17 protein-coding genes and 1 tRNA gene are annotated in these 19,294 nt (G+C 73.2%); 5 read left to right on the forward strand and 13 right to left on the reverse strand.

Annotation, left to right across the window (positions count from 1 at the left end):
- Positions 1–105 precede the first annotated feature (105 nt).
- From GA0070623_RS14495 to GA0070623_RS14510, 4 genes are all read right to left on the reverse strand, one after another.
- Positions 106–1,086, reverse strand: a complete 981-nt coding sequence (locus GA0070623_RS14495) for a ribose-phosphate diphosphokinase (protein ID WP_067307168.1) — start codon at positions 1,084–1,086, stop codon at positions 106–108.
- A gap of 87 nt (positions 1,087–1,173) precedes the next feature.
- A complete protein-coding gene (gene glmU, locus GA0070623_RS14500; protein ID WP_084261267.1) occupies positions 1,174–2,673 on the reverse strand; it encodes a bifunctional UDP-N-acetylglucosamine diphosphorylase/glucosamine-1-phosphate N-acetyltransferase GlmU in 1,500 nt (499 codons plus the stop codon).
- A 103-nt stretch (positions 2,674–2,776) separates the two neighbouring features.
- Positions 2,777–2,848, reverse strand: a tRNA-Gln gene (locus GA0070623_RS14505).
- 47 nt (positions 2,849–2,895) lie between these two features.
- Positions 2,896–3,729, reverse strand: a complete 834-nt coding sequence (locus GA0070623_RS14510; protein WP_067307165.1) for a helix-turn-helix domain-containing protein — start codon at positions 3,727–3,729, stop codon at positions 2,896–2,898.
- Positions 3,730–3,899: 170 nt separating this feature from the next.
- Here GA0070623_RS14510 and GA0070623_RS14515 point away from each other — a divergent pair, with 170 nt between their 5' ends.
- Positions 3,900–4,592: a TetR/AcrR family transcriptional regulator gene (locus GA0070623_RS14515; protein ID WP_067307187.1), complete on the forward strand. Its 693-nt coding sequence runs from the start codon at positions 3,900–3,902 to the stop codon at positions 4,590–4,592.
- A gap of 102 nt (positions 4,593–4,694) precedes the next feature.
- Here the strand turns inward: GA0070623_RS14515 and GA0070623_RS14520 are convergent, their stop codons facing one another.
- The 7 genes from GA0070623_RS14520 to GA0070623_RS14545 form a co-directional block, all read right to left on the reverse strand.
- Positions 4,695–5,156, reverse strand: a complete 462-nt coding sequence (locus GA0070623_RS14520) for a DUF4383 domain-containing protein (protein ID WP_067307162.1) — start codon at positions 5,154–5,156, stop codon at positions 4,695–4,697.
- Positions 5,157–5,257: 101 nt separating this feature from the next.
- On the reverse strand, positions 5,258–5,713 hold the full coding sequence (locus GA0070623_RS14525) for a DUF4383 domain-containing protein (RefSeq protein WP_067307159.1): 456 nt from the start codon (positions 5,711–5,713) through the stop codon (positions 5,258–5,260).
- Positions 5,714–5,802: 89 nt separating this feature from the next.
- Positions 5,803–7,605 carry an ABC-F family ATP-binding cassette domain-containing protein gene (locus GA0070623_RS14530; protein ID WP_067307156.1) on the reverse strand — a complete coding sequence of 601 codons (1,803 nt, stop codon included), beginning with the start codon at positions 7,603–7,605 and terminating at the stop codon, positions 5,803–5,805.
- Positions 7,606–7,844: 239 nt separating this feature from the next.
- Complete coding sequence (locus GA0070623_RS14535) at positions 7,845–8,798, reverse strand: 4-(cytidine 5'-diphospho)-2-C-methyl-D-erythritol kinase (protein ID WP_067307153.1); 954 nt, start codon at positions 8,796–8,798, stop codon at positions 7,845–7,847.
- The gene (locus tag GA0070623_RS29985) at positions 8,795–8,935 is read right to left on the reverse strand and encodes a hypothetical protein (protein WP_157517523.1); all 141 of its coding nucleotides are present in this window, start codon (positions 8,933–8,935) and stop codon (positions 8,795–8,797) included. The genes GA0070623_RS14535 and GA0070623_RS29985 overlap by 4 nt, the downstream gene beginning before the upstream one ends.
- A gap of 9 nt (positions 8,936–8,944) precedes the next feature.
- Complete coding sequence (rsmA, locus tag GA0070623_RS14540) at positions 8,945–9,814, reverse strand: 16S rRNA (adenine(1518)-N(6)/adenine(1519)-N(6))-dimethyltransferase RsmA (RefSeq protein ID WP_067307150.1); 870 nt, start codon at positions 9,812–9,814, stop codon at positions 8,945–8,947.
- A 32-nt stretch (positions 9,815–9,846) separates the two neighbouring features.
- Complete coding sequence (locus tag GA0070623_RS14545) at positions 9,847–10,746, reverse strand: TatD family hydrolase (protein ID WP_067307147.1); 900 nt, start codon at positions 10,744–10,746, stop codon at positions 9,847–9,849.
- 250 nt (positions 10,747–10,996) lie between these two features.
- Here GA0070623_RS14545 and GA0070623_RS14550 point away from each other — a divergent pair, with 250 nt between their 5' ends.
- A complete protein-coding gene (locus GA0070623_RS14550) occupies positions 10,997–12,241 on the forward strand; it encodes a hypothetical protein (protein ID WP_067307144.1) in 1,245 nt (414 codons plus the stop codon).
- A gap of 64 nt (positions 12,242–12,305) precedes the next feature.
- Entirely contained in the window at positions 12,306–13,157 is an 852-nt protein-coding gene (locus tag GA0070623_RS14555) for an alpha/beta fold hydrolase (RefSeq protein ID WP_067307141.1), read from the forward strand.
- 121 nt (positions 13,158–13,278) lie between these two features.
- Here the strand turns inward: GA0070623_RS14555 and metG are convergent, their stop codons facing one another.
- On the reverse strand, positions 13,279–15,081 hold the full coding sequence (gene metG, locus GA0070623_RS14560; RefSeq protein ID WP_067307138.1) for a methionine--tRNA ligase: 1,803 nt from the start codon (positions 15,079–15,081) through the stop codon (positions 13,279–13,281).
- Between the two features lie 144 nt (positions 15,082–15,225).
- Between metG and GA0070623_RS14565 the strand changes: the two genes are divergently transcribed.
- Positions 15,226–16,098: a hypothetical protein gene (locus GA0070623_RS14565; protein WP_231932360.1), complete on the forward strand. Its 873-nt coding sequence runs from the start codon at positions 15,226–15,228 to the stop codon at positions 16,096–16,098.
- Positions 16,099–16,214: 116 nt separating this feature from the next.
- Here GA0070623_RS14565 and rsmI read toward each other — a convergent pair whose 3' ends face one another.
- A complete protein-coding gene (gene rsmI, locus GA0070623_RS14570; RefSeq protein WP_067307129.1) occupies positions 16,215–17,054 on the reverse strand; it encodes a 16S rRNA (cytidine(1402)-2'-O)-methyltransferase in 840 nt (279 codons plus the stop codon).
- A 92-nt stretch (positions 17,055–17,146) separates the two neighbouring features.
- On the opposite strand from rsmI, the gene GA0070623_RS14575 reads away from it, so the two are divergent.
- Positions 17,147–18,943, forward strand: a complete 1,797-nt coding sequence (locus GA0070623_RS14575) for a dolichyl-phosphate-mannose--protein mannosyltransferase (RefSeq protein ID WP_067307128.1) — start codon at positions 17,147–17,149, stop codon at positions 18,941–18,943.
- The last annotated feature ends 351 nt before the right edge of the window (positions 18,944–19,294 follow it).

A 19,294-nucleotide genomic window follows, 5' to 3' on the forward strand; every position in this document is an offset into this window, starting at 1 on the left:
GCGCCGCCGCCCCGCGTCCCGGCGCCGGCCCGGTCGGCGGCGACCGGCGTGTCGGCGCCGGCCCGGTCGCCGCCGACCGGCCGACGCGGCACCCCGGTCGGGGCGTCAGCTGAGCCCGCCGAAGAGGGTGGTCACCGACCCGTCGTCGAAGACCTCCCGGATCGCCCGCGCCAGCAGCGGCGCGATCGACAGCACGGTGAGCTTGTCCAACTGCTTCTCCGGCGGCAGGGGCAGCGTGTTGGTCACCACCACCTCGGTGACCGGGCTGTTCTTCAACCGCTCGGTCGCCGGGTCGGAGAGCAGGGCGTGGGTGGAGGCCACCACGATCTCCGCCGCGCCGGACTCCTTGAGGATGTCCGCCGCCTTGGTGATCGTCCCACCGGTGTCGATCATGTCGTCGACGATCAGGCAGACCCGCCCCTCGACCTCGCCGACCACCCGGTTCGCCACCACCTGGTTCGGCTTCATCGGATCCCGGGTCTTGTGGATGAACGCCAGCGGGCAGCCGCCGAGCCGGTCCGTCCACCGCTCCGCCACCCGCACCCGGCCCGAGTCCGGCGCCACCACGGTCATCGGCCGACCGGCGAACTTGCGCTCCACGTACTCGGCGAGGATGTCCATCGCGAACAGGTGGTCCACCGGGCCGTCGAAGAAACCCTGGATCTGCGCGGTGTGCAGGTCCACGGTGAGAATCCGGTTCGCCCCGGCCGTCTTGAGCAGGTCCGCCACCAACCGGGCCGAGATCGGCTCCCGGCCGCGGTGCTTCTTGTCCTGCCGGGAGTACGGGTAGAACGGCAGCACCACGGTGATCCGCTTCGCGGAGCCCCGCTTCAACGCGTCGATCATGATCAGGGTCTCCATGACCCAGGTGTTGACCCCGTGTGTGACGGACTGGACCACGAAGGCGTCCGAACCACGTACCGAGTCCCGGAACCGGACGAAGATCTCCCCGTTGGCGAACTCGTACGCGTCGGAAGGGGTCGGCGCTACACCGAGCACCTCACCGATCTCCTTGGCCAACTCCGGAAAGCCACGTCCGGAGAAGAGCATCAGGCTCTTGCGGTTTTCGGCCACGATGCTACCCATGGGCTCGTCTGCTCCCGTTGGTCGGTGGTGCCCGGCGGCGGTGGGCCGGGGCTATTCGGTTGCAGTATGCCCCGACCCCGGCGACCCTCACACCGCCTCGGCACCCCCGTGGATTGCCTCACCTTCGCTTGTCGACGACGAACCGTCCGACGCACCCTCGGCAGCGGCCCGGGCCTGCTCGGCAGCCCGCGCGGAGACCGTCCCCGCCCGGTTACGCAGCACCCAGCCCTCGATGTTGCGCTGCGGCGCCCGGGTCACCCCCAACGCCCCCGGCGGCACGTCCTGGCTGAGCGCGCTGCCCGCCGCCACGTACGCCCCCGCGCCCACCTCGACCGGGGCGATCAGGTTGGTGTCACAGCCGACGAACGCACCGTCACCGACCACCGTGCGGTGCTTGTTCACCCCGTCGTAGTTCACGAAGATCGTCGCCGCGCCGATGTTGGCCCTCGCCCCGATCGTCGCGTCCCCCACGTACGACAGGTGCGGCACCTTCGCGCCCGGCCCCACGTCGGAGTTCTTCACCTCGACGAAGGTGCCCACCTTCGCCTTCTCGGCCAGCCGCGCCGCCGGCCGCAGGTACGCGTACGGGCCGACGCTGGCACCCGGTCCCACCTCGGCGCCCACCGCGTGGCTGCGCAGCACGGTCGCCGCCGGACCCACCACCGTGTCGACCAGCGTCACGTCCGGCCCGACCACCGCCTCGGCACCCACCACCGTGGCCCCCCGCAGCTGGGTGTTCTGGTCGAGCACCGCGTCCCGCCCGACACTGACCGTCACGTCGATCCAGGTGGTCGCCGGGTCCAGGATCGTCACCCCGGTCCGCATCCAGGCCTCGTTCACCCGGTCCCGCAGCAGCCCACGCAACCCGGCCAGCTCCACCCGGTCGTTGCAGCCCAACGTCTCGACGTGGTCGGCGGCCACGTGCACGCCGACCGGCTCACCGGCCGAGAAGAGCAGCCCGAAGACGTCGGTGAGGTACTCCTCACCCTGGTCGTTGTCGGTGGAGAGCTTGCCCAGCGCGGCCCGGAGCCGGGCCAGGTCGAAGGCGTAGATGCCGGCGTTGATCTCCCGGAGCGCCCGCTGGGCCGGGGTCGCGTCGCGCTCCTCCACGATCTGCTCCAGCCGGCCGGCGGCGTCCCGGACGATCCGCCCCAGCCCGGTCGGGTCGGGCACCTCGGCGGCGAGCACCGTGGCCGCCGCCCCCTCACCCTCGTGCGCCGCGACCAGCGCCTCCACCGTCCCGGTCCGCAGCAGCGGGACGTCACCGTTGATCACCACGACGGTGCCGGTGGCGTCCGGTACGGCGTCCAGCGCGATCCGCACCGCGTGCCCGGTGCCGAGCTGCTCGGCCTGGAGGACTCCGGTGGCGTCCGGGGCGACCTCGGCCAGGTGGGCGCGGACCTGGTCCGCCCCGTGCCCGACCACTACCACGGTGCGGTCCGCGCGCAGCGGCCCGGCCGCCGCCAGCACGTGGCCCAGCAGGGTACGGCCGAGCAGTGGGTGCAGCACCTTGGGCAGCGCCGACTTCATCCGCTTGCCCTCCCCCGCGGCGAGCACGACGACGGTACGGCGGTGGGGCTGGGACACGGGTGGGCTCCCGTCAGGGAAGGCGACAGTCTCGCCGCCATGCTAACCAGACTGCGGGGACACCTGGCCCCTTACCCCGATCGACGGAAAACACGACAGACGGCTCGGCCGCCAGGGTTCGAACCTGAAATACGGGTACCAAAGACCCGGGTGTTGCCAATTACACCACGGCCGAATGTGACGCAAGACAGCTTAGCGCCTCCACCGAGGCCGCCCCCACCCCTATGTGATCTCCCCGGTGAGTGCCGCCACGATGCCCTCGATCTTCCAGTACAGCTCCCGGCTCTTCGGCACGTCGATGACCAGGCAACCGTGGTAGTCCTCGCCGGTGTTGCGGCGGGTCGTCGGCCGATGACGCTTGAGGGTGGCCCGCCGGAACCGGTCAGCCGGCAGCTCAAGGGTCGTGACCCACCAGCGTTCCGCCGCCGCGACGTCGGCCGACTCGTGGATGCTCACCCGGTAGGTGGGAACACTCCGGTCGACCCCGCAGGCAGCGAGGAAGCGGAGGAACAACCGCAGTAGCCGGGCATCGGTGTTGACGAACTGTACGTGGTCGTGGCGGCGCCAGGGTTTGGACTTGGTGCCCTCGCACCAGTAGAGGGCCGCACCGAGCAGCAGCACCTCGCGGTCGCCGAGCTGACCCACCAGCTCCCGCATCTGGGTTCGTACCTGCTCCTGGGCGGCGTCGCGCGCGGCCCGGTGCGCTGCCCACCGGCTGTCCGCCATCGTCCTGGCCCGCGCCCGCCGACGTTCCCGGGCGGCATCGTCGTCCGGGTCGAGGGGGAGGTGCCTGACCCAGAGGTAGGCGGTCGACTTCGCCACCCCCAACCGGGCCGCGATGTCGTCGACCGAGCGGCCCTCGCCGCGCAGCGCCACCGCCGCCGTGCGCAGCTCGTCCTTGGCGGTCGGCCGCCGGGTCCACGCCGGTGGCGGGACGCCGCGCAGCAGCGCGTACACCCGGTTGCGGCCGAGACCGGTGCGGGCCTGGATCTGGCGGACGGAGAGTCCCTCCCCGGCGCGCAGCCGGCGCACCTCGGCGGCCGTCGGATCGGTCATGGCCGGAAGATTAGAACACCCGTACGACATCATCCCGGGGAAGCCGGTGCGCAGCGAAGCCGGCGGTGCCGCGGGGATCCACCTGGCAGGATGGCCGGGTGACCGAGACGGACGGGCACGACCGGAGCATTCCACGACAGGGCGTCACCGAGCGCCGGCGAGGTGACGAGATGGCCCAGACCCCGGGCGGGGACAACCCCGGCGCGCGACGACGGTCGGTGCCGGCGGCGGGCGCGAAACCGGCGTCCCGGGTACGGATGTCGGCCGCACAGCGTCGCGAGCAGCTGATCGCGATCGGTCGGCAGGTCTTCGCCGAGAAGGGCTTCGACGCGACCTCGATCGAGGAGGTGGCGGCGCGGGCGCGGGTCTCCAAGCCGGTCATCTATGAACACTTCGGCGGCAAGGAGGGCCTGTACGCGGTGGTCGTCGACCGCGAGGTGCGGGCCCTGCTGGACCGGATCACCACCGCCTTGACAGCGGGTGACCCCCGCGAGTTGCTGGAGCAGGCCGCACTGGCCCTGCTGGGCTACATCGAGGAGGAGACCAGCGGGTTCCGGGTGCTGGTGCGGGAGTCGCCGTTGATGTCGGCGACCGGCAACTTCAGCAGCGTGATGAACGACGTGGGGCACCAGGTGGAGCACATCCTGGGGGCCGAGTTCTCCAGCCGGGGCTACGACCCGAAGCTGGCCGAGCTGTACTCGCAGGCGCTGGTGGGCATGGTGGCACTGACCGGCCGCTGGTGGCTGGAGGTCCGCAGGCCGGGCAAGGAGACGGTGGCGGCGCACCTGGTGAACCTGGCCTGGAACGGCCTGTCCCATCTGGAGGCCGAGCCGGGGTTGATCACGGTACGCAGGCCCGGCTGACCGGTGTGGCCCGGGCGGGCCGGGCACCGGGAGAGCCGGGCAAGCGGCAGCTGGGCACCGGGTGAGCCGGACACCGGGGCAGCAGGACGAGCGGCGGGCCGGTCAGCGGGCCGGGTGGAGGCGGTCGGCCCGCTCCCGTTCGGCGTGCTCGTCGGTGCCGATCTTGTCGTACAGGCCGGTGGCGAGCAGCAGCAGCCCGAACAGCAGCGAGACGATCACCGTCGACATGGAGAAGTTGAGGATGTTGGCGCGGGTCTGGAGCACGCTCATCATCGCGATACCGGTGACCATGAAGACCACCCCGGCGGTGAGGTTCATGACGTGGCCGAGGTTGCCGCGCCGGGAGGCCCCGATGATCAGGACGAGCCCGAAGACCACCGAGACCAGCGAGAACGCCAGGTTGGTGCGCAGGCCCAGCGCCCAGTGGCTGCCCCTGGCGAACAGCGGCTCGCCCCAGGTCTGCACCACGCCCCAGACGCCGAAGACCAGGATGTAGAGGCCGACGAGGCCGGCGAAGACCCGGTACAGCGGGCGGGCCGGGTGGTTGACCGGGAAGTGCGCCATGGCCCCTCCTGCACGTGGACGCGATATCGGGAGAATTGTCCCCCGTCCCGCCGTCCGGCGTGGGCGAAACGCCAGGCACCCGGCCTGCCCGCGGGTACGGGTCAGAGCACCAGGCGGGCCTTCTGCCAGGCTTCCTTCTCGTCGTCGGTGCCGACCTTGCCGTACATGCCGACCATCAGCAGGACGAGGCTGAGGGTCATCAGCACGATCACCGTGAGGATGCTGAAGTTGGCCACGTTGGCGTCGGTCTGGAGGAAGGCCAGCCCGGCCAGGCTGATCACCATCAGGGTGTAGGACAGCCACTGGTTGATCGCCACGTCGAGGTTGCGGCCGATCACCGTGCCGGCCAGGATGACCACCCCGAACAGCACGGACAGCAGCGAGAAGCCGAGGTTGGTGCCCTGACCGAGAACCTTGGTGTCGTCCTGGGCGAAAATGTCGTTGCCGGCGCTGGCGATGACGCCGAGCACGCCGAAGACCACGAGATAGAGACCGAGGAGCCCGCCGATCGCCCGGTAGACCGGCCGCGCGGGGTGGTTGACGGGGGTGTGGGCCATGACTGTGTCTCCAACGCCGTTCGGGTGAGGGTCGCCGACGATTGTCCCGTACGCGAGGGTGTGACGCCGCACACGGGGGCGGTTCGGGGTTACAGCGGCGGGATCTCGTCGGCCAGGGTCAGCCAGGTCTCCTCGCTCCGCTCCCGCTCGGCGCGTACCTCCTTGAGCTGCGCGTCGAGTTCGGCGACCCGGGCGTAGTCGGTGGCGTGCGCGGCGAGCTGGTCGAGGAGGGCGGCCTCCTTCTGGTCGAGCTTGCCGATCTGCCGTTCCAGCCGGGTCAGCTCCTTGCGGGCCTGCCGGGCGTCGGCGGCGGACATCCCGCCCCCGGCCGGGGCGGCCGGGGCGGCGGCCGGGCCGGGCGCGGTCCGGGCGGGGCCGGGTCCGGCGGCGCGGGCCAGGTACTCGTCGACGCCGCCGGGCAGGTGCACCAGCCGTCCGTCGCCGAACATCCCGTACGCGGCGTCGGTGACCCGTTCGATGAGGTAGCGGTCGTGGCTGGCCACGATGATCGTGCCGGGCCAGGAGTCGAGCAGGTCCTCCAGCGCGGCGAGGGTGTCGGTGTCCAGGTCGTTGGTGGGCTCGTCGAACAGGAGCACGTTGGGTTCCCCGGCGAGCAGCCGGAGCATCTGGAGCCGGCGGCGCTCCCCGCCGGAGAGGTCGCCCACCGGGGTCCAGAGCCGGCGGTCGTCGAAGCCGAACACCTCGGCGAGCTGGGCGGCGGAGATCTCCCGGTCGCCGAGCTGCACCCGGCGGGCGACCTCCTCGACGGCCTCCAGGACGCGCAGGTGGCCGGGGAGTTCGGCGAGTTCCTGGGAGAGGAACGCCGGCTTGACGGTGGAGCCGGTGTGGAACCGGCCGTCGTCGGCGCGGGTGATGCCGGCCAGCAGCCGCAGCAGGGTGGTCTTGCCGGCGCCGTTGCGGCCGAGGATGGCGATCCGGTCGCCGGGGCCGACCTGCCAGGTGGTGTCGTGCAGGATCTCCTTCGGCCCGGCGTGCAGCCGGACGTGCTCCAGGTCGTACACCTGCTTGCCGAGCCGGGCGGTCGCCATCCGCTGCAACGACATGGTGTCGCGCGGCGGCGGTACGTCGTCGATGAGCGCGTTGGCCGCGTCGATGCGGAACTTCGGCTTGGAGGTACGGGCCGGTGGGCCGCGCCGCAGCCAGGCGATCTCCTTGCGGAGCAGGTTCTGCCGGCGGGCCTCGGTGGCGGCGGCGACCCGTTCCCGCTCGGCCCGGGCCAGCGTCCAGGCGGCGAAGCCGCCCTCGTAGGCGCGGACGGTCTGGTCGGCGACCTCCCAGGTGGTGGTGCAGACCGCGTCGAGGAACCACCGGTCGTGGGTGACCACGACGAGTGCGCCCCGGCGGCCGACCAGGTGCCGGGCCAGCCAGTCGACGCCACCGACGTCGAGATGGTTGGTGGGCTCGTCGAGGATGAGCAGGTCCGACTCGCGGACCAGCAGGGCGGCCAGCGCCACCCGGCGGCGCTCGCCGCCGGACATCGGGCCGACCGGCTGGTCGAGGCCGAGGTGGGGCATGCCGAGGCCGTCGAGGATGGCCCGGACCCCGGCGTCGCCGGCCCACTCGTGTTCGGCGCCCATGCTCTGGCCGAGCCAGGCGGTGCCGAGCACCACGTCCCGCACGGTGGCCTCGGGGGTCAGGGTGAGGGCCTGCGGCAGCCAGAGCACCCGCAGGTCACGGCGGTGGGTCACCCGGCCGTCGTCGGGGTCCTCCTGCTTGGTGAGCATCCGCAGCAGGGTGGACTTGCCGGCACCGTTGAGGCCGACCACACCGATCCGGTCGGCGTCGTCGAGGCCGAGTGAGACGTCGGTGAGCAGCGGCCCGGCGGCGCCGTACCCCTTGGACACCCGGTCCAGGTTGACGATGTTGGCCACGGTCCCACCTTTCATGATCAAGGCGTCCCGGTGCCGGCGGGCACCTCGGGACGCCTGGGGCAAGGGTACGCGGACACCCGCGCCGCCCCACCCGCCCGGGCCGGAGCCGGGGCCGGACCGCCTCGAACAGCAGGTCGAGGCGCGTTGATCAACTCATCGGGGCTGACGTTGCGGGTTCCCGGTCGCCGGCTACCGCAACCCCGGCCCACGGGAGTCGATCTCGATCCCGGGGCACGGGATCAGCCGATGCGGGCGCCGGGGACCGGGCCGTGGGCGACCCGGGTCTCCCGACACACCCCGGCGGCGGCCACCTCGGCGGCGACCCGTTCCGCGTCGGCGGCGTCACGGACCAGGAACACGCAGGTCGGGCCGGAGCCGGAGACGATGCCGGCGAGCGCCCCGGCGGCCTCCCCCGCCTTCAGCGTGTCGGCCAGGGCCGGGCGCATCGACAGCGCGGCGTCCTGGAGGTCGTTGCCGAGGCAGCCGGCCAGCACCCGGGGATCCCGTTGGCGCAGCGCGCCGAGCAGCCCGTCGGTGCTGCCCAGCGGCGCACCGGCGGTGCCGGCGGCGCGCAGCCGGTCCAGCTCCCGGTAGGCGGCGGGGGTGGACAGGCCGCCGTCGGCGACGGCCACCACCCAGTGCCAGGAGGTGGGGCGGGCCAGCACCGGGCTGACCGCCTCGCCCCGGCCGGTGCCCAGCGCGGTGCCGCCGTGGATCAGGAACGGCACGTCGGAGCCGAGGTCGGCGGCGATGCCGGCCAGCTCGTCGCGGGAGAGTCCGGTGCCCCACAGGGCGTCGCAGGCGACCAGCGCGGCGGCGGCGTCGGCGCTGCCGCCGGCCAGCCCACCGGCGAGCGGGATCTGCTTGCGCAGGTGCAGCCGGGCGTGCGGCGGCACCCCGGCGTACCCGGCGAGGGCGTGGGCGGCCCGGATGGCCAGGTTGGAGTCGTCCAGGGCCAGCTCGCCGGTGCCCTCGCCCTCCATGGTCAGGGTGAGCGTGTCGCCCCGGCGGGCGGTCAGCTCGTCGTAGATCGAGATCGCGTGGTAGACGGTGTTCAGCTCGTGGTAGCCGTCCCGGCGCAGCGGTCCCACCCCGAGGTGCAGGTTGACCTTCGCGGGCACCCGGACCCGGACCGGGCCGCTGCTGCCCCGTCGATGGTGGTCGTCGTCGTCCGGTCGCCAGGCCTCGGTCACCGGGTGACGTCCCACCGGCACGGGCGGATGTCGAACGGGATCTCCACGATCAGCTCCTCGGCGGCGTCGGCGGCCGGCGGCGTACCGGCCGGCAACCAGGTCGGACGCGCAGCGGCGGCGCTCCCCCCGGCGGGCACGGCGTCAGCCTACTGTGCGACGGGCGCGGGCGTCGGAGCCGACGCGGCGATCGCGGCGAACTGCTCCACGGTGAGCGACTCCCCGCGGGCACCGGGGTCCACCCCGGCGGCGGTGAGCGCCGCGGCGGCCCGGTCCGGGCCGCCCGCCCAGCCGGCCAGCGCCGCCCGCAACGTCTTGCGCCGCTGGGCGAAGGCGGCGTCGACCACGGCGAAGACGGCCCGCCGGGGCACGTCGTGGCGGGGTGGTTCGCGCCGGGTGAACGCGACCAGTCCGGAGTCGACGTTCGGCACCGGCCAGAACACGTTCGGCGGCACCCGGCCGGCGGCCCGGGAGCGGGCGTACCAGGCGAGCTTGACCGACGGGATGCCGTACACCTTGGAGCCCGGGCCGGCGACCAGCCGGTCGGCGACCTCCTTCTGCACCATCACCAGGCCGTGCCGCAGGCTGGGCAGCTCGGCGAGCAGGTGCAGCACCACCGGCACGGCGACGTTGTAGGGCAGGTTCGCCACCAGCGCGGTGGGCGGCGGGTCGGCCAGCTCGGCGGCGGTGATCCGCAGCGCGTCGGCCCGGTGCACGGTGAGCCGGGCGGCGTCCGGGCCGGCGTGGACGGCGGCAGTCTGCGGCAGTGCGCCGGCCAGCACCGGGTCGATCTCCACCGCGTGCAGGTGGGCGGCGGCGGGCAGCAGGGCCAGGGTGAGCGAGCCGAGGCCGGGGCCGACCTCCAGCGCCACGTCGTCGGGGGTGAGGCCGGCGGCGGTGACGATCCGGCGGACGGTGTTCGGGTCGTGCACGAAGTTCTGGCCGAGCTTCTTGGTCGGGTTGACGTCGAGGCGCGCGGCGAGTTCCCGGATCTCCGCCGGGCCGAGCAGGCCGGTCACGCCCCGAAGCGTAGTCGCGGGGTCCGGGCCGGTCACCACGGTCCGAAGGCCCGGTCGCCGGTGGCGGAGATCGCGGCGCACAGCTCGTCGAGGTCGGTCCCGGTGGTCTCGGCCAGCGACCGGACCGTCAGCGGGATCAGGTACGACGCGTTGGGCCGGCCCCGGTGCGGCATCGGGGTCAGGTAGGGCGCGTCGGTCTCGACGAGGAGCTGGTCGATCGGGGTGAGCGCGGCGGCCTCGCGTAGCGCGGCGGCGCTGCCGAAGGTGACGGTGCCGGCGAAGCTGAGCAGGTGACCCCGGCGGACGCACTCGCGGGCGAAGTCGGCGTCGCCGGAGAAGCAGTGCAGCACCACCGTGTCCGGGGCGCCCTCGTCGTCGAGGATCCGCAGCACGTCGGCGTGGGCGTCCCGGTCGTGGATGACCAGGGCCTTGCCGTACCGCTTGGCGATGGCGATGTGCGCCCGGAAGCTCTCCTCCTGGGCGGCCCGACCGTCGTCGCCGGTGCGGAAGAAGTCCATGCCGGTCTCGCCGACGCCCCGGACCCGGTCCCGGGCGGCCAGCGTCTCGATCTCGCGCAGCGCGGCGTCCAGGTCGGCCAGCCGGGGGGCCTCGTTGGGGTGCAGCGCCACGGTGGCGAGCACCGCCGGGTACCGGTCGGCGACGTCGGCGCCCCAGCGGGACGAGGCTACGTCCACGCCGACCTGGACCAGCCGGTCCACGCCGACGGCGGCGGCCACCTCGACCGCCGCGGCCACCGGGTCGGCGGCGTCGCCCCCGCCGGGCACCCCGGCCTCGCTGACGGTGATGTCGAGGTGGGTGTGGCTGTCCAGCACGGGACGGGGCAGCGGCGGCGGGGCGGGCGGGAACTCCCCGGCCCGGCGGGCGGCGCGCTGCTTACGGGTTTCGGTCGGTCCGGTCATCGAGGTCAGCATCACACACCCGGCGTCCCCGACCGCACCGACCCGGACCGGTCGGCCCGGTCGACGGCGCGGCGGGATCGGGGCGGCTCCGGGCGGCGTCGGGGGCCGGGACCGGCCCTGGGCGGCGGTGGGGTCCGGCGGCCGGGGACCGGCCCTGAGCGGCGTGGCAGCGGTGGGGTCCGGCGGCCGGGGTCGGGGGGCGTTCCCGGGACGCCACCGGCTGTTCACCGGGCCGGCACCTGACCGGCTTAGCCTCGCCGGGATGAGCGTCACCGACCGGGCCAGCGACGCGGCCTCCGAGCGGACCGGGTTGCGCGTGACGTACGGCGGAGTGGTCCATCCGGCCGAGGAGCTGGCCCGGGGCGCGGCCTACGAGCTGTTCAGCGCCGAGGCGGCACCGGGCTTCGAGTGGGCGCCCCGACCGGGCTCGCCCTGGCCGTGGCGGCGGTTCGTGCACGTCACCGAGGTCACCGAGGTCACCGGCGCCGGCGAGCCCGTCGAGGAGCCGGAGGCGGCGCTGCTGATGCCGGTGCACCGGGACCGGGGCTGGTCGTACCTGCACCAGCTCAGCCAGCAGCCGACGGCGGCCGGCGACCCGACGCTGGTCGCGGTGCGCGGCTCGGCGGTGCTCCGGCGGGGCACCCGGATGGTCAAGGTGCTCTCCGCCCGGCAGCTCGCCGGCTACGTGCGGGGTTGGCTGCCGCACGGGTTCTGCTACCGCGAGCACGACGTGGCGCACCTGCGCACGCCGGCCGCGTTGGCGGTGCTGCGCGGCGACGGCACCAGTGGCGACGACAGCGACGTCGGGTACGCGCTGCGGTGGCGGGCCGCCGATCCCGGCGACTACGACGTGCCGGTCGGTGAGGCGCACCGCGGCCTGCTGGGGTTGCCGCCCCGGGAGCGGCTCGGCCCGCCGGTGCTGGGCACCGGGTTCGTACCGAGTTCGGCGCAGTTGATCCCCGAGTTCGTCACCCGGGACTTCGCCGACCTGCCGATGCCCGCCAACGCCAGCCTGTTGGCGTACACCGCCGAGGGCACCGAGGTGGTGCTCTACAGCTACCAGGCGGAGCAGCGGGGCTGGTTGCGGATGGTGGGGCCGCAGTGGCGGCACCTGCTGGCGGCGGTGCCGGGGCTCTCCCCCGACCAGGAGTACGTGCCGACCGGTGAGGTGCCCCGCTCCACCCAGCTCGTCGGCGGGTACGCGGGCGGCGAGTACGAGGCGGTGGCGGATCTGCCCGGCGGGTTCCGGGTGCTGGCGATGACCCGGGCGGCCCGGTATCCGGTGGACGCGGTGGCCCGGCGGCTGCGGTACGTCCGGTGGCGGGGTGTGCCGTGTCTGGTGCTCCGGGAGGAGGGAAGCTGGCTGCGGCTGCGGCTGCGCCGACCGAATCCGGACGCGGTGCTCGACACCGGGGCGCAGTGCCACGAACGGGGCGTGTACGAGACGTGGGCACCGGCCGCCGAGGTGACCGACGACCAGGTGGTGGACCTGCCGTACGCGCTGTGAGGGCATACCGGTGGCCGGTCGGGGAAAGCGCGGGTCGTCCGACACCGACGGATCAGGAGAAGACATGCCCTTCATCACCGTGGGTACGGAGAACTCCGCCCCGATCGACCTGTACTACGAGGACCACGGCCAGGGTCAGCCGATCGTGCTGATCCACGGCTTCCCGTTCAACGGGGCGACCTGGGAGAAGATGTCCGGTCCGCTGCTCGCGGCCGGGTACCGGGTGATCACCTACGACCGGCGGGGCTTCGGCAGTTCGGCCCAGCCGGCCATGGGTTACGACTACGACACCTTCGCCGCCGATCTCGACGTGCTGATGACCGAGTTGGACCTGCGTGACGCGATCCTGGTGGGCCACTCGATGGGCACCGGTGAGGTGACCCGCTACCTGGGCGCGTACGGGTCGAACCGGGTGGACCGGGCGGTGCTGATGGCGCCGTTGGCGCCGTACCTGTTGCAGACGAAGGACAACCCGGAGGGTGTCGAGAAGAGCCTCTTCGACGGGTTCCAGCAGGCGATCATCGCGGACCGGTTCGCCTACCTGACCCAGTTCTGCGACGCGTTCTTCAACTACAGCGAGAACAAGGGCAGGTGGGTCAGCGAGGAGGCCTACCGGGCGCACTGGCAGATCGGCGCGCAGGCGTCGGCGAAGGGCACCCACGACTCGGTGGACGCCTGGCAGACCGACTTCCGGGGTGACGTTCCGAACATCGACGTCCCGGTGCTGATCATCCAGGGTGACCAGGACAACGTGCTGCCGTACCCGAAGACGGGTCAGCGGTTGGCGCCGATGCTGCCCGACGGCAGGCTGGTCACGCTGCAGGGCGCCCCGCACGGCATTCCGTGGACCCATCCCGCCGAGGTGAACCAGGCGCTGATGGAGTTCATCGGCGCACCGTCGATGGTCCGCGCCTGACGTCGCGCCGACGCGGCCCCGGGGGTTCCCCGGGGCCGGTTCGTCGTCCGCCCGCCGCGGTGACGGACCCGAGGCCCGTCGTCCGGCCGTGGACGCGGCCGTTCGTCGTCCGCCCGCGCGTTCAGCCCTCCAGCCGGGCCAGCTCCTCCTCGACGATGGACGGGTCGAGCTTGCGGAAGACCGGTTTCGGCGCGGCGAGCGGCCGACCGGCGGGCAGCGGCACGGACTCCCAGCGGGCGCCGACCGTGTAGTCGCCGGTCAGCACCGGGTAGCCCGGCCCGCCGTCGAGGTCGTCGACCTCTTCGAGCACCGGCATCGGGGCGTGCACGCCGGTGCCGCCGAGCAGCTCGTGGATCTGCTGCGCGGAGTGCGGCAGGAACGGCGTGAGCAGGGTGTTGGCGTCGCTGACCACCTGGAGGGCGACGTGCAGGATGGTGCCCATCCGGGGCTTGTCGGCTTCGGCCTTGAGCTTCCAGGGGGCCTGTTCGGACAGGTACCGGTTGGCCTCGGCGACGACCTTCATCGCCTCGCCGATGGCCTGCTTCTGCCGGTGCCTGGCGATCAGGTCGCCGACCGTGGCGAAGCCGGCGCGGGCCACCGCGAGCAGCGCCTCGTCGGCCTCGGTGAGCCCGGCCGGGTCGACCGGCGGGATCTCGCCGAAGTTCTTGGCCGCCATGGAGACCGAGCGGTTGACCAGGTTGCCCCAGCCGGCGACGAGTTCGTCGTTGTTGCGGCGGAGGAACTCGGCCCAGGTGAAGTCGGTGTCGTTGCTCTCCGGGCCGGCGACGGCGATGAAGTAGCGCAGCGCGTCGGCGTCGTAGCGTTCCAGGAAGTCGCGGACGTAGATGACCACCTTGCGGGAGGAGGAGAACTTGCGCCCCTCCATGGTCAGGTACTCGCTGGAGACGACCTCAGTGGGCAGGTTGAGCCGGCCCAGCTCACCGGGCTGGCCGTCGTGGGAGCCGGCCCCGGAGTACCCACCGAGCAGCGCCGGCCAGATCACCGAGTGGAAGACGATGTTGTCCTTGCCCATGAAGTAGTAGCCCGGGGAGTCCTTGCCCTCCCCGTCGGCCGACCACCACCGGCGCCACGCGTCCGGGTCGCCGGTGCGCCGGGCCCACTCGATCGACGCGGAGAGGTAGCCGATCACCGCGTCGAACCAGACGTAGATCCGCTTGTCGCCGCGCTCCTGCCAGCCCTCCAGCGGGATCGGCACGCCCCATTCCAGGTCCCGGGTGATGGCCCGGGGCTGGAGGTCGTCGAGCAGGTTGCGGGAGAAGCGCAGCACGTTGGGCCGCCAGCCGTCCCTGGTGTCCAGCCACTGGCGCAGCGCATCGGCGAGGGCGGGCAGGTCGAGGAAGAAGTGCTCGGTCTCCACGAACTCCGGCGTCTCGCCGTTGATCTTGGACTTGGGGTCGATCAGGTCGATCGGGTCGAGCTGGTTGCCGCAGTTGTCGCACTGGTCGCCGCGGGCGCTGTCGTAGCCGCAGATCGGGCAGGTGCCCTCGATGTAGCGGTCGGGCAGGGTCCGCCCGGTGGACGGGGAGATCGCCCCGGTGGTGACCTTGGGGACGATGTAGCCGTTGCGGTGCAGCCCGGTGAAGAGCTCCTGCACCACCGCGTAGTGGTTGCGGGTGGTGGTGCGGGTGAACAGGTCGTACGACAGCCCCAGCGCCAACAGGTCCTCGGCGATCACCCGGTTGTAGCGGTCGGCCAGCTCGCGGGGGGTGACCCCCTCGGCGTCGGCCTGCACCTGGATCGGGGTGCCGTGCTCGTCGGTGCCGGAGACCATGAGCACGTCGTGGCCGGCCATCCGCATGTACCGGGCGAAGACGTCGGAGGGAACGCCGAAGCCGGACACGTGGCCGATGTGGCGCGGACCGTTGGCGTAGGGCCAGGCGACCGCGGCGAGAACGTGACTCATGACCAGCAAGCCTAGTGACCCGCGCCGGGCGCCCGCGAACCAATAGGGCGCAGCCCGCCCCTACGACGGAAATCGCCCTTACGCCGGAATTGCCGGCCGACACGCGGAGTCAACTGACGGACACCGAGCGACACCCGGTGTCCAATGGCTGTCGTGACGGGCAGACGATCGGGGCACGACGAGCCGACGGCGGGCCGGCGGCGACCACCCAGCCCGGGCCCCGGGGACGGCCCGGGGCCGCGCGGGGCCGCCGTCGCCCCGCAGCCACGGCCCGGACCCGGCCCCGGCGAGGCGGCCGTCGAGGTCGAGCCGACCACCGGGGCACCGGTCGACGCGGTGCCCCGGCGGGTGCCGGTACGGCAGCCACGCACCGCCCGCTCCGCCGCAGGGGCGACCCCACCGGACGACGACGGGTTCTTCTGGGCGCCGATCGAACAGGTGCACTGGGACGGCACCCCGCTCCGCAAGGAGCCCAAGCAGCGGCGGCGGTCACCGCGCCGGCCCCGCCCCACCCGCCCCGTCCATCCGCCGGACCCGCTGCGGGGGCTCGCCGTGCTGCTGGCGTTGAGCCTGGTGGCGGCGTTCTTCGCCTGGGTGAGCGCGGGGCCGCTCTGGCTGGCCGTCGGGCACTCCACGGCGGGGACGGTGGTGATCACCGACTGCTCGGGCGGTGGCCTCACCCAGCGCTGCCGGGGCATCTTCGCCGCCGACGACGACCGGTTCCTGACCCACGGGATACGGGTCAGCGGGGTACCGGCCGCCCGCACCGACGCCGGCACGGCGCTGCGGGCTCGGGTGACCGGGCCGGGCGGGCAGACCGCGTACGTGGACACCGGGGTGGGCAGGCACCTGCGGTGGCTGCTCGGCCTGCTGGCGGTGGCCGGCTGCGGGGCGGGAATCGTCCGCTGGACCGGGGCGACCCTGCTGGCCGACCCCCGACGTCGCCGCTGGGCGACCGGTGGCGGCTACGCCGGGCCGGCCCTGATCACCCTGGGCTTCCTCGTCGCCGCCTGGTGAACACCGCCGCCGGGCGAGTACCGCCGCCCGGTGAGCACCGCCTCCGATGAGTGCCGCGGCCGGATGAGTGCCGCGGCCGGGCGGGCAGGTTTGGGGCAGGGGGCGGGGTGGTCCGGTCAGCGGTGCACGACGGTGTAGACGTCCCGACGGCGCAGCCCGTACCCGGTGGCCACCTCGGTGATCGCGTCCCGCCGGGACGTCCCGGCGGCCTCCCGCTCGGCCACCGCGGCGCGCAGCGTGTCGTCGTCGGGGCGCTCGGCGGGGGTTTCCGGCGCCCCCGCGACGACCAGGGTGATCTCGCCGCGCGGCTCGCCCCGGGCGGCCCACTCGGCGAGTTCGCCGAGTGGCCGGCGGACGACCTCCTCGTAGGTCTTGGTCAGCTCGCGGCAGAGCGCGGCGGGCCGGTCGACGCCGAACGCGGCGGCCAGGTCGGCCAGGGCGGCGGCGATCCGGTGCGGGGCCTCGAAGAGGACCAGGGTGCGCGGTTCGGTGGCGAGGGCCGCCAACCGGGCCCGGCGGCCGCCGGGTGTACGGGGCAGGAAGCCCTCGAAGCAGAACCGGTCGCAGGGCAGCCCGGACAGGGCCAGGGCGGTGGTCACGGCGCTCGGGCCGGGTGCCGCGGTGACCGGCACCCCGGCGTCGAGCGCGGCGGTGACCAGCCGGTACCCGGGGTCGGAGACGCTGGGCATGCCGCCGTCGGTGACCAGGGCGACCAGGTAGCCCTCGCGGAGCACGTCGACCAGTTCGGGGGTACGCCGCTCCTCGTTGCCCTCGAAGTAGGAGACGATCCGGCCGCCGACGGTGACGTCGAGATCGCGGGCGAGCCGGAGGAGCCGGCGGGTGTCCTCGGCGGCGACCACGTCGGCGGTGGCGAGGGCGTCACGGAGCCGGGGGGACGCGTCAGCGGGGTTGCCCAACGGCGCACCGAGCAGAATCAGGCGTCCAGTCTCGGACATTTCGCCCACGAAACGCGCTCCTTCATCGATAGTCGTACCAATCTCGGGGACGATGGACGCCACCGGGCACCTTCTCAGCCTACGATCGCCGGGTGACGAGTGCGTCGACAGCACAGGGTGCGAGCGCGGACCGATCCGACCCGGAGGCACCCCCTCCCGAGGGCGGCGGAGGTGGCGTGCCGGCGATCGTCCGCCGCCGGCTCGCCACCGTCGAGAACCGGCTGGACGTGAACTCGTGGATCGCCACCGCCGTGGTGGTGGCGATCGCCGCCGTCCTGCGCCTGCTCGGGCTGAGCAGCCCGAAGGGCAAGATCTTCGACGAGATCTACTACGCCCGGGACGCCTACGGCCTGATCGACCGGGGCGTCGAGTGGAACTACAAGGACAACGGCCCGTCCTACGTGGTCCACCCGCCGCTGGGCAAGTGGCTGATCGGGCTCGGCGAGTGGGCCTTCGGCTACCAGGACGCGGAGACCAACATCTCCGTGCCGGGCCACCTGATGACCACCGCCCCGGAGTTCGGCTGGCGGATCGGCGCGGCGCTGGCCGGCATCCTCTCGGTGCTGATGCTGACCCGGATCGCCCGCCGGATGTTCCGTTCCACCACGCTCGGATGCGCCGCCGGCCTGCTGCTCGCCTTGGACGGCTTCCACCTGGTGCTCTCCCGTACCGCGCTGCTCGACATCTTCCTGCTGCTGTTCGTGCTCGCCGCCTTCGGCGCGCTGGTGCTCGACCGGGACGCCCGGCGGCGGCGCTGGGCCCGCGCACTCGACGCGGGGCTCGACCCGACCGCCCCCGGCCGGGCCGGTCGCCCCGCCGGTGGCTGGCGGAACTGGCCCTGGTGGCGGCTGCTCGCCGGGGTGCTGCTCGGCTGCGCGTGCGCGGTGAAGTGGAGCGGGATCTACTTCGTGCCGGCCTTCGGGCTGCTGGCCCTGCTCTGGGAGGTCGGCGTCCGCCGGTCGGCCGGGGTACGCCGGCCGTGGCGGGACGCGCTCCTCGACGAGCTGCCCTGGCTGGTGCTCGCCGGACTGCTGGTGGTCGGGACGTACGTGGCGACCTGGTCGGGCTGGCTGCTCTCCGACGAGGGCTACTACCGGTCCGCGGCCCGGTACCCCAACCTCCCGGGGCTCAATGACACCCCGATCATCGGCTCGCTGACCAACCTGTTCCAGTACCACAAGGCGGCGTTCGAGTTCCACACCGGTTTGGAGACGGCGCACAAGTACCAGTCGTGGCCCTGGCAGTGGCTGCTGCTGGGTCGACCGGTGGCGTTCCACTGGTCGGGCGACGGCGCGTGCGGCGCTCCGACCTGCGCCTCGGAGATCCTGCTGCTGGGCACGCCACTGCTCTGGTGGTCGTTCCTGCCGGCCCTGGGGGCCACCCTCTGGCTCGGTGTGGCGCGGCGGGACTGGCGGGCCGGGGCGATCCTGGTGACCGTGGCGGCCGGCCTGCTGCCCTGGTTCTGGTACGCCCTCGACGGCCGGACGATGTTCTCCTTCTACGCCGCCCCGGCGCTGCCGTTCCTGGTGCTGGCGGTGGTCTACGTGCTCGGCGCGATCGCCACCCCCACCACCACCGGCCCCACCAGCCCGGCCCGGGCCACCCCGGCACCGGACGACCCCCTCCCCGACAGCTCCGCACCGGACGGCCCAGCACCGGACGGCTCCGCACCGGACGGCCGGGAACCGGTCGCGGTGGGTGTCGCGGAGGCCGATGCGGCCACCGCCGAGGAGATCGCCGACCGGCGACTGATCGGTGGGGTCATCGTCGGCGCCTACGTGCTGCTGGTGGCGCTCTGCTTCGCGTACTTCTACCCGATCTTCGTCGGCAACCTCCTGCCGTACGACGACTGGTCCGCCCGGATGTGGCTGGACGGTCGCTGGATCTGATCCGACCCCGTCGCGGGGTGGTGGCCCGACGCCGGCCGGAGGGTCGGCGTCGGGCGGGTCGCCGGTCGGATGGTTCGTGCCCGCCACCGGTCGCAGCACGGCGCAGGACCACGATGCCGCAGCGCGGCGCAGGACCACGATGCCGCAGCGCGGCGGAAGCACAAGCTGCCGCGGCATGCTGGAGGCCGCAGCGCGGCGGACGACCGCACACAAGGACGCGCCCCGATCGCCTGCCACGGGGGAAGCGGGCGATTGGGGCGCGCAAAAAGAGCTTAGCCACGTTGTGCCACCGGCACAACGGGTCGACTTCAGTCAGATTTCCGACTGATGCTTCGCACGGCAAATAGTTTA

It is taken from the genome of Micromonospora rifamycinica, from assembly GCF_900090265.1.
Lineage (GTDB): Bacteria > Actinomycetota > Actinomycetes > Mycobacteriales > Micromonosporaceae > Micromonospora > Micromonospora rifamycinica.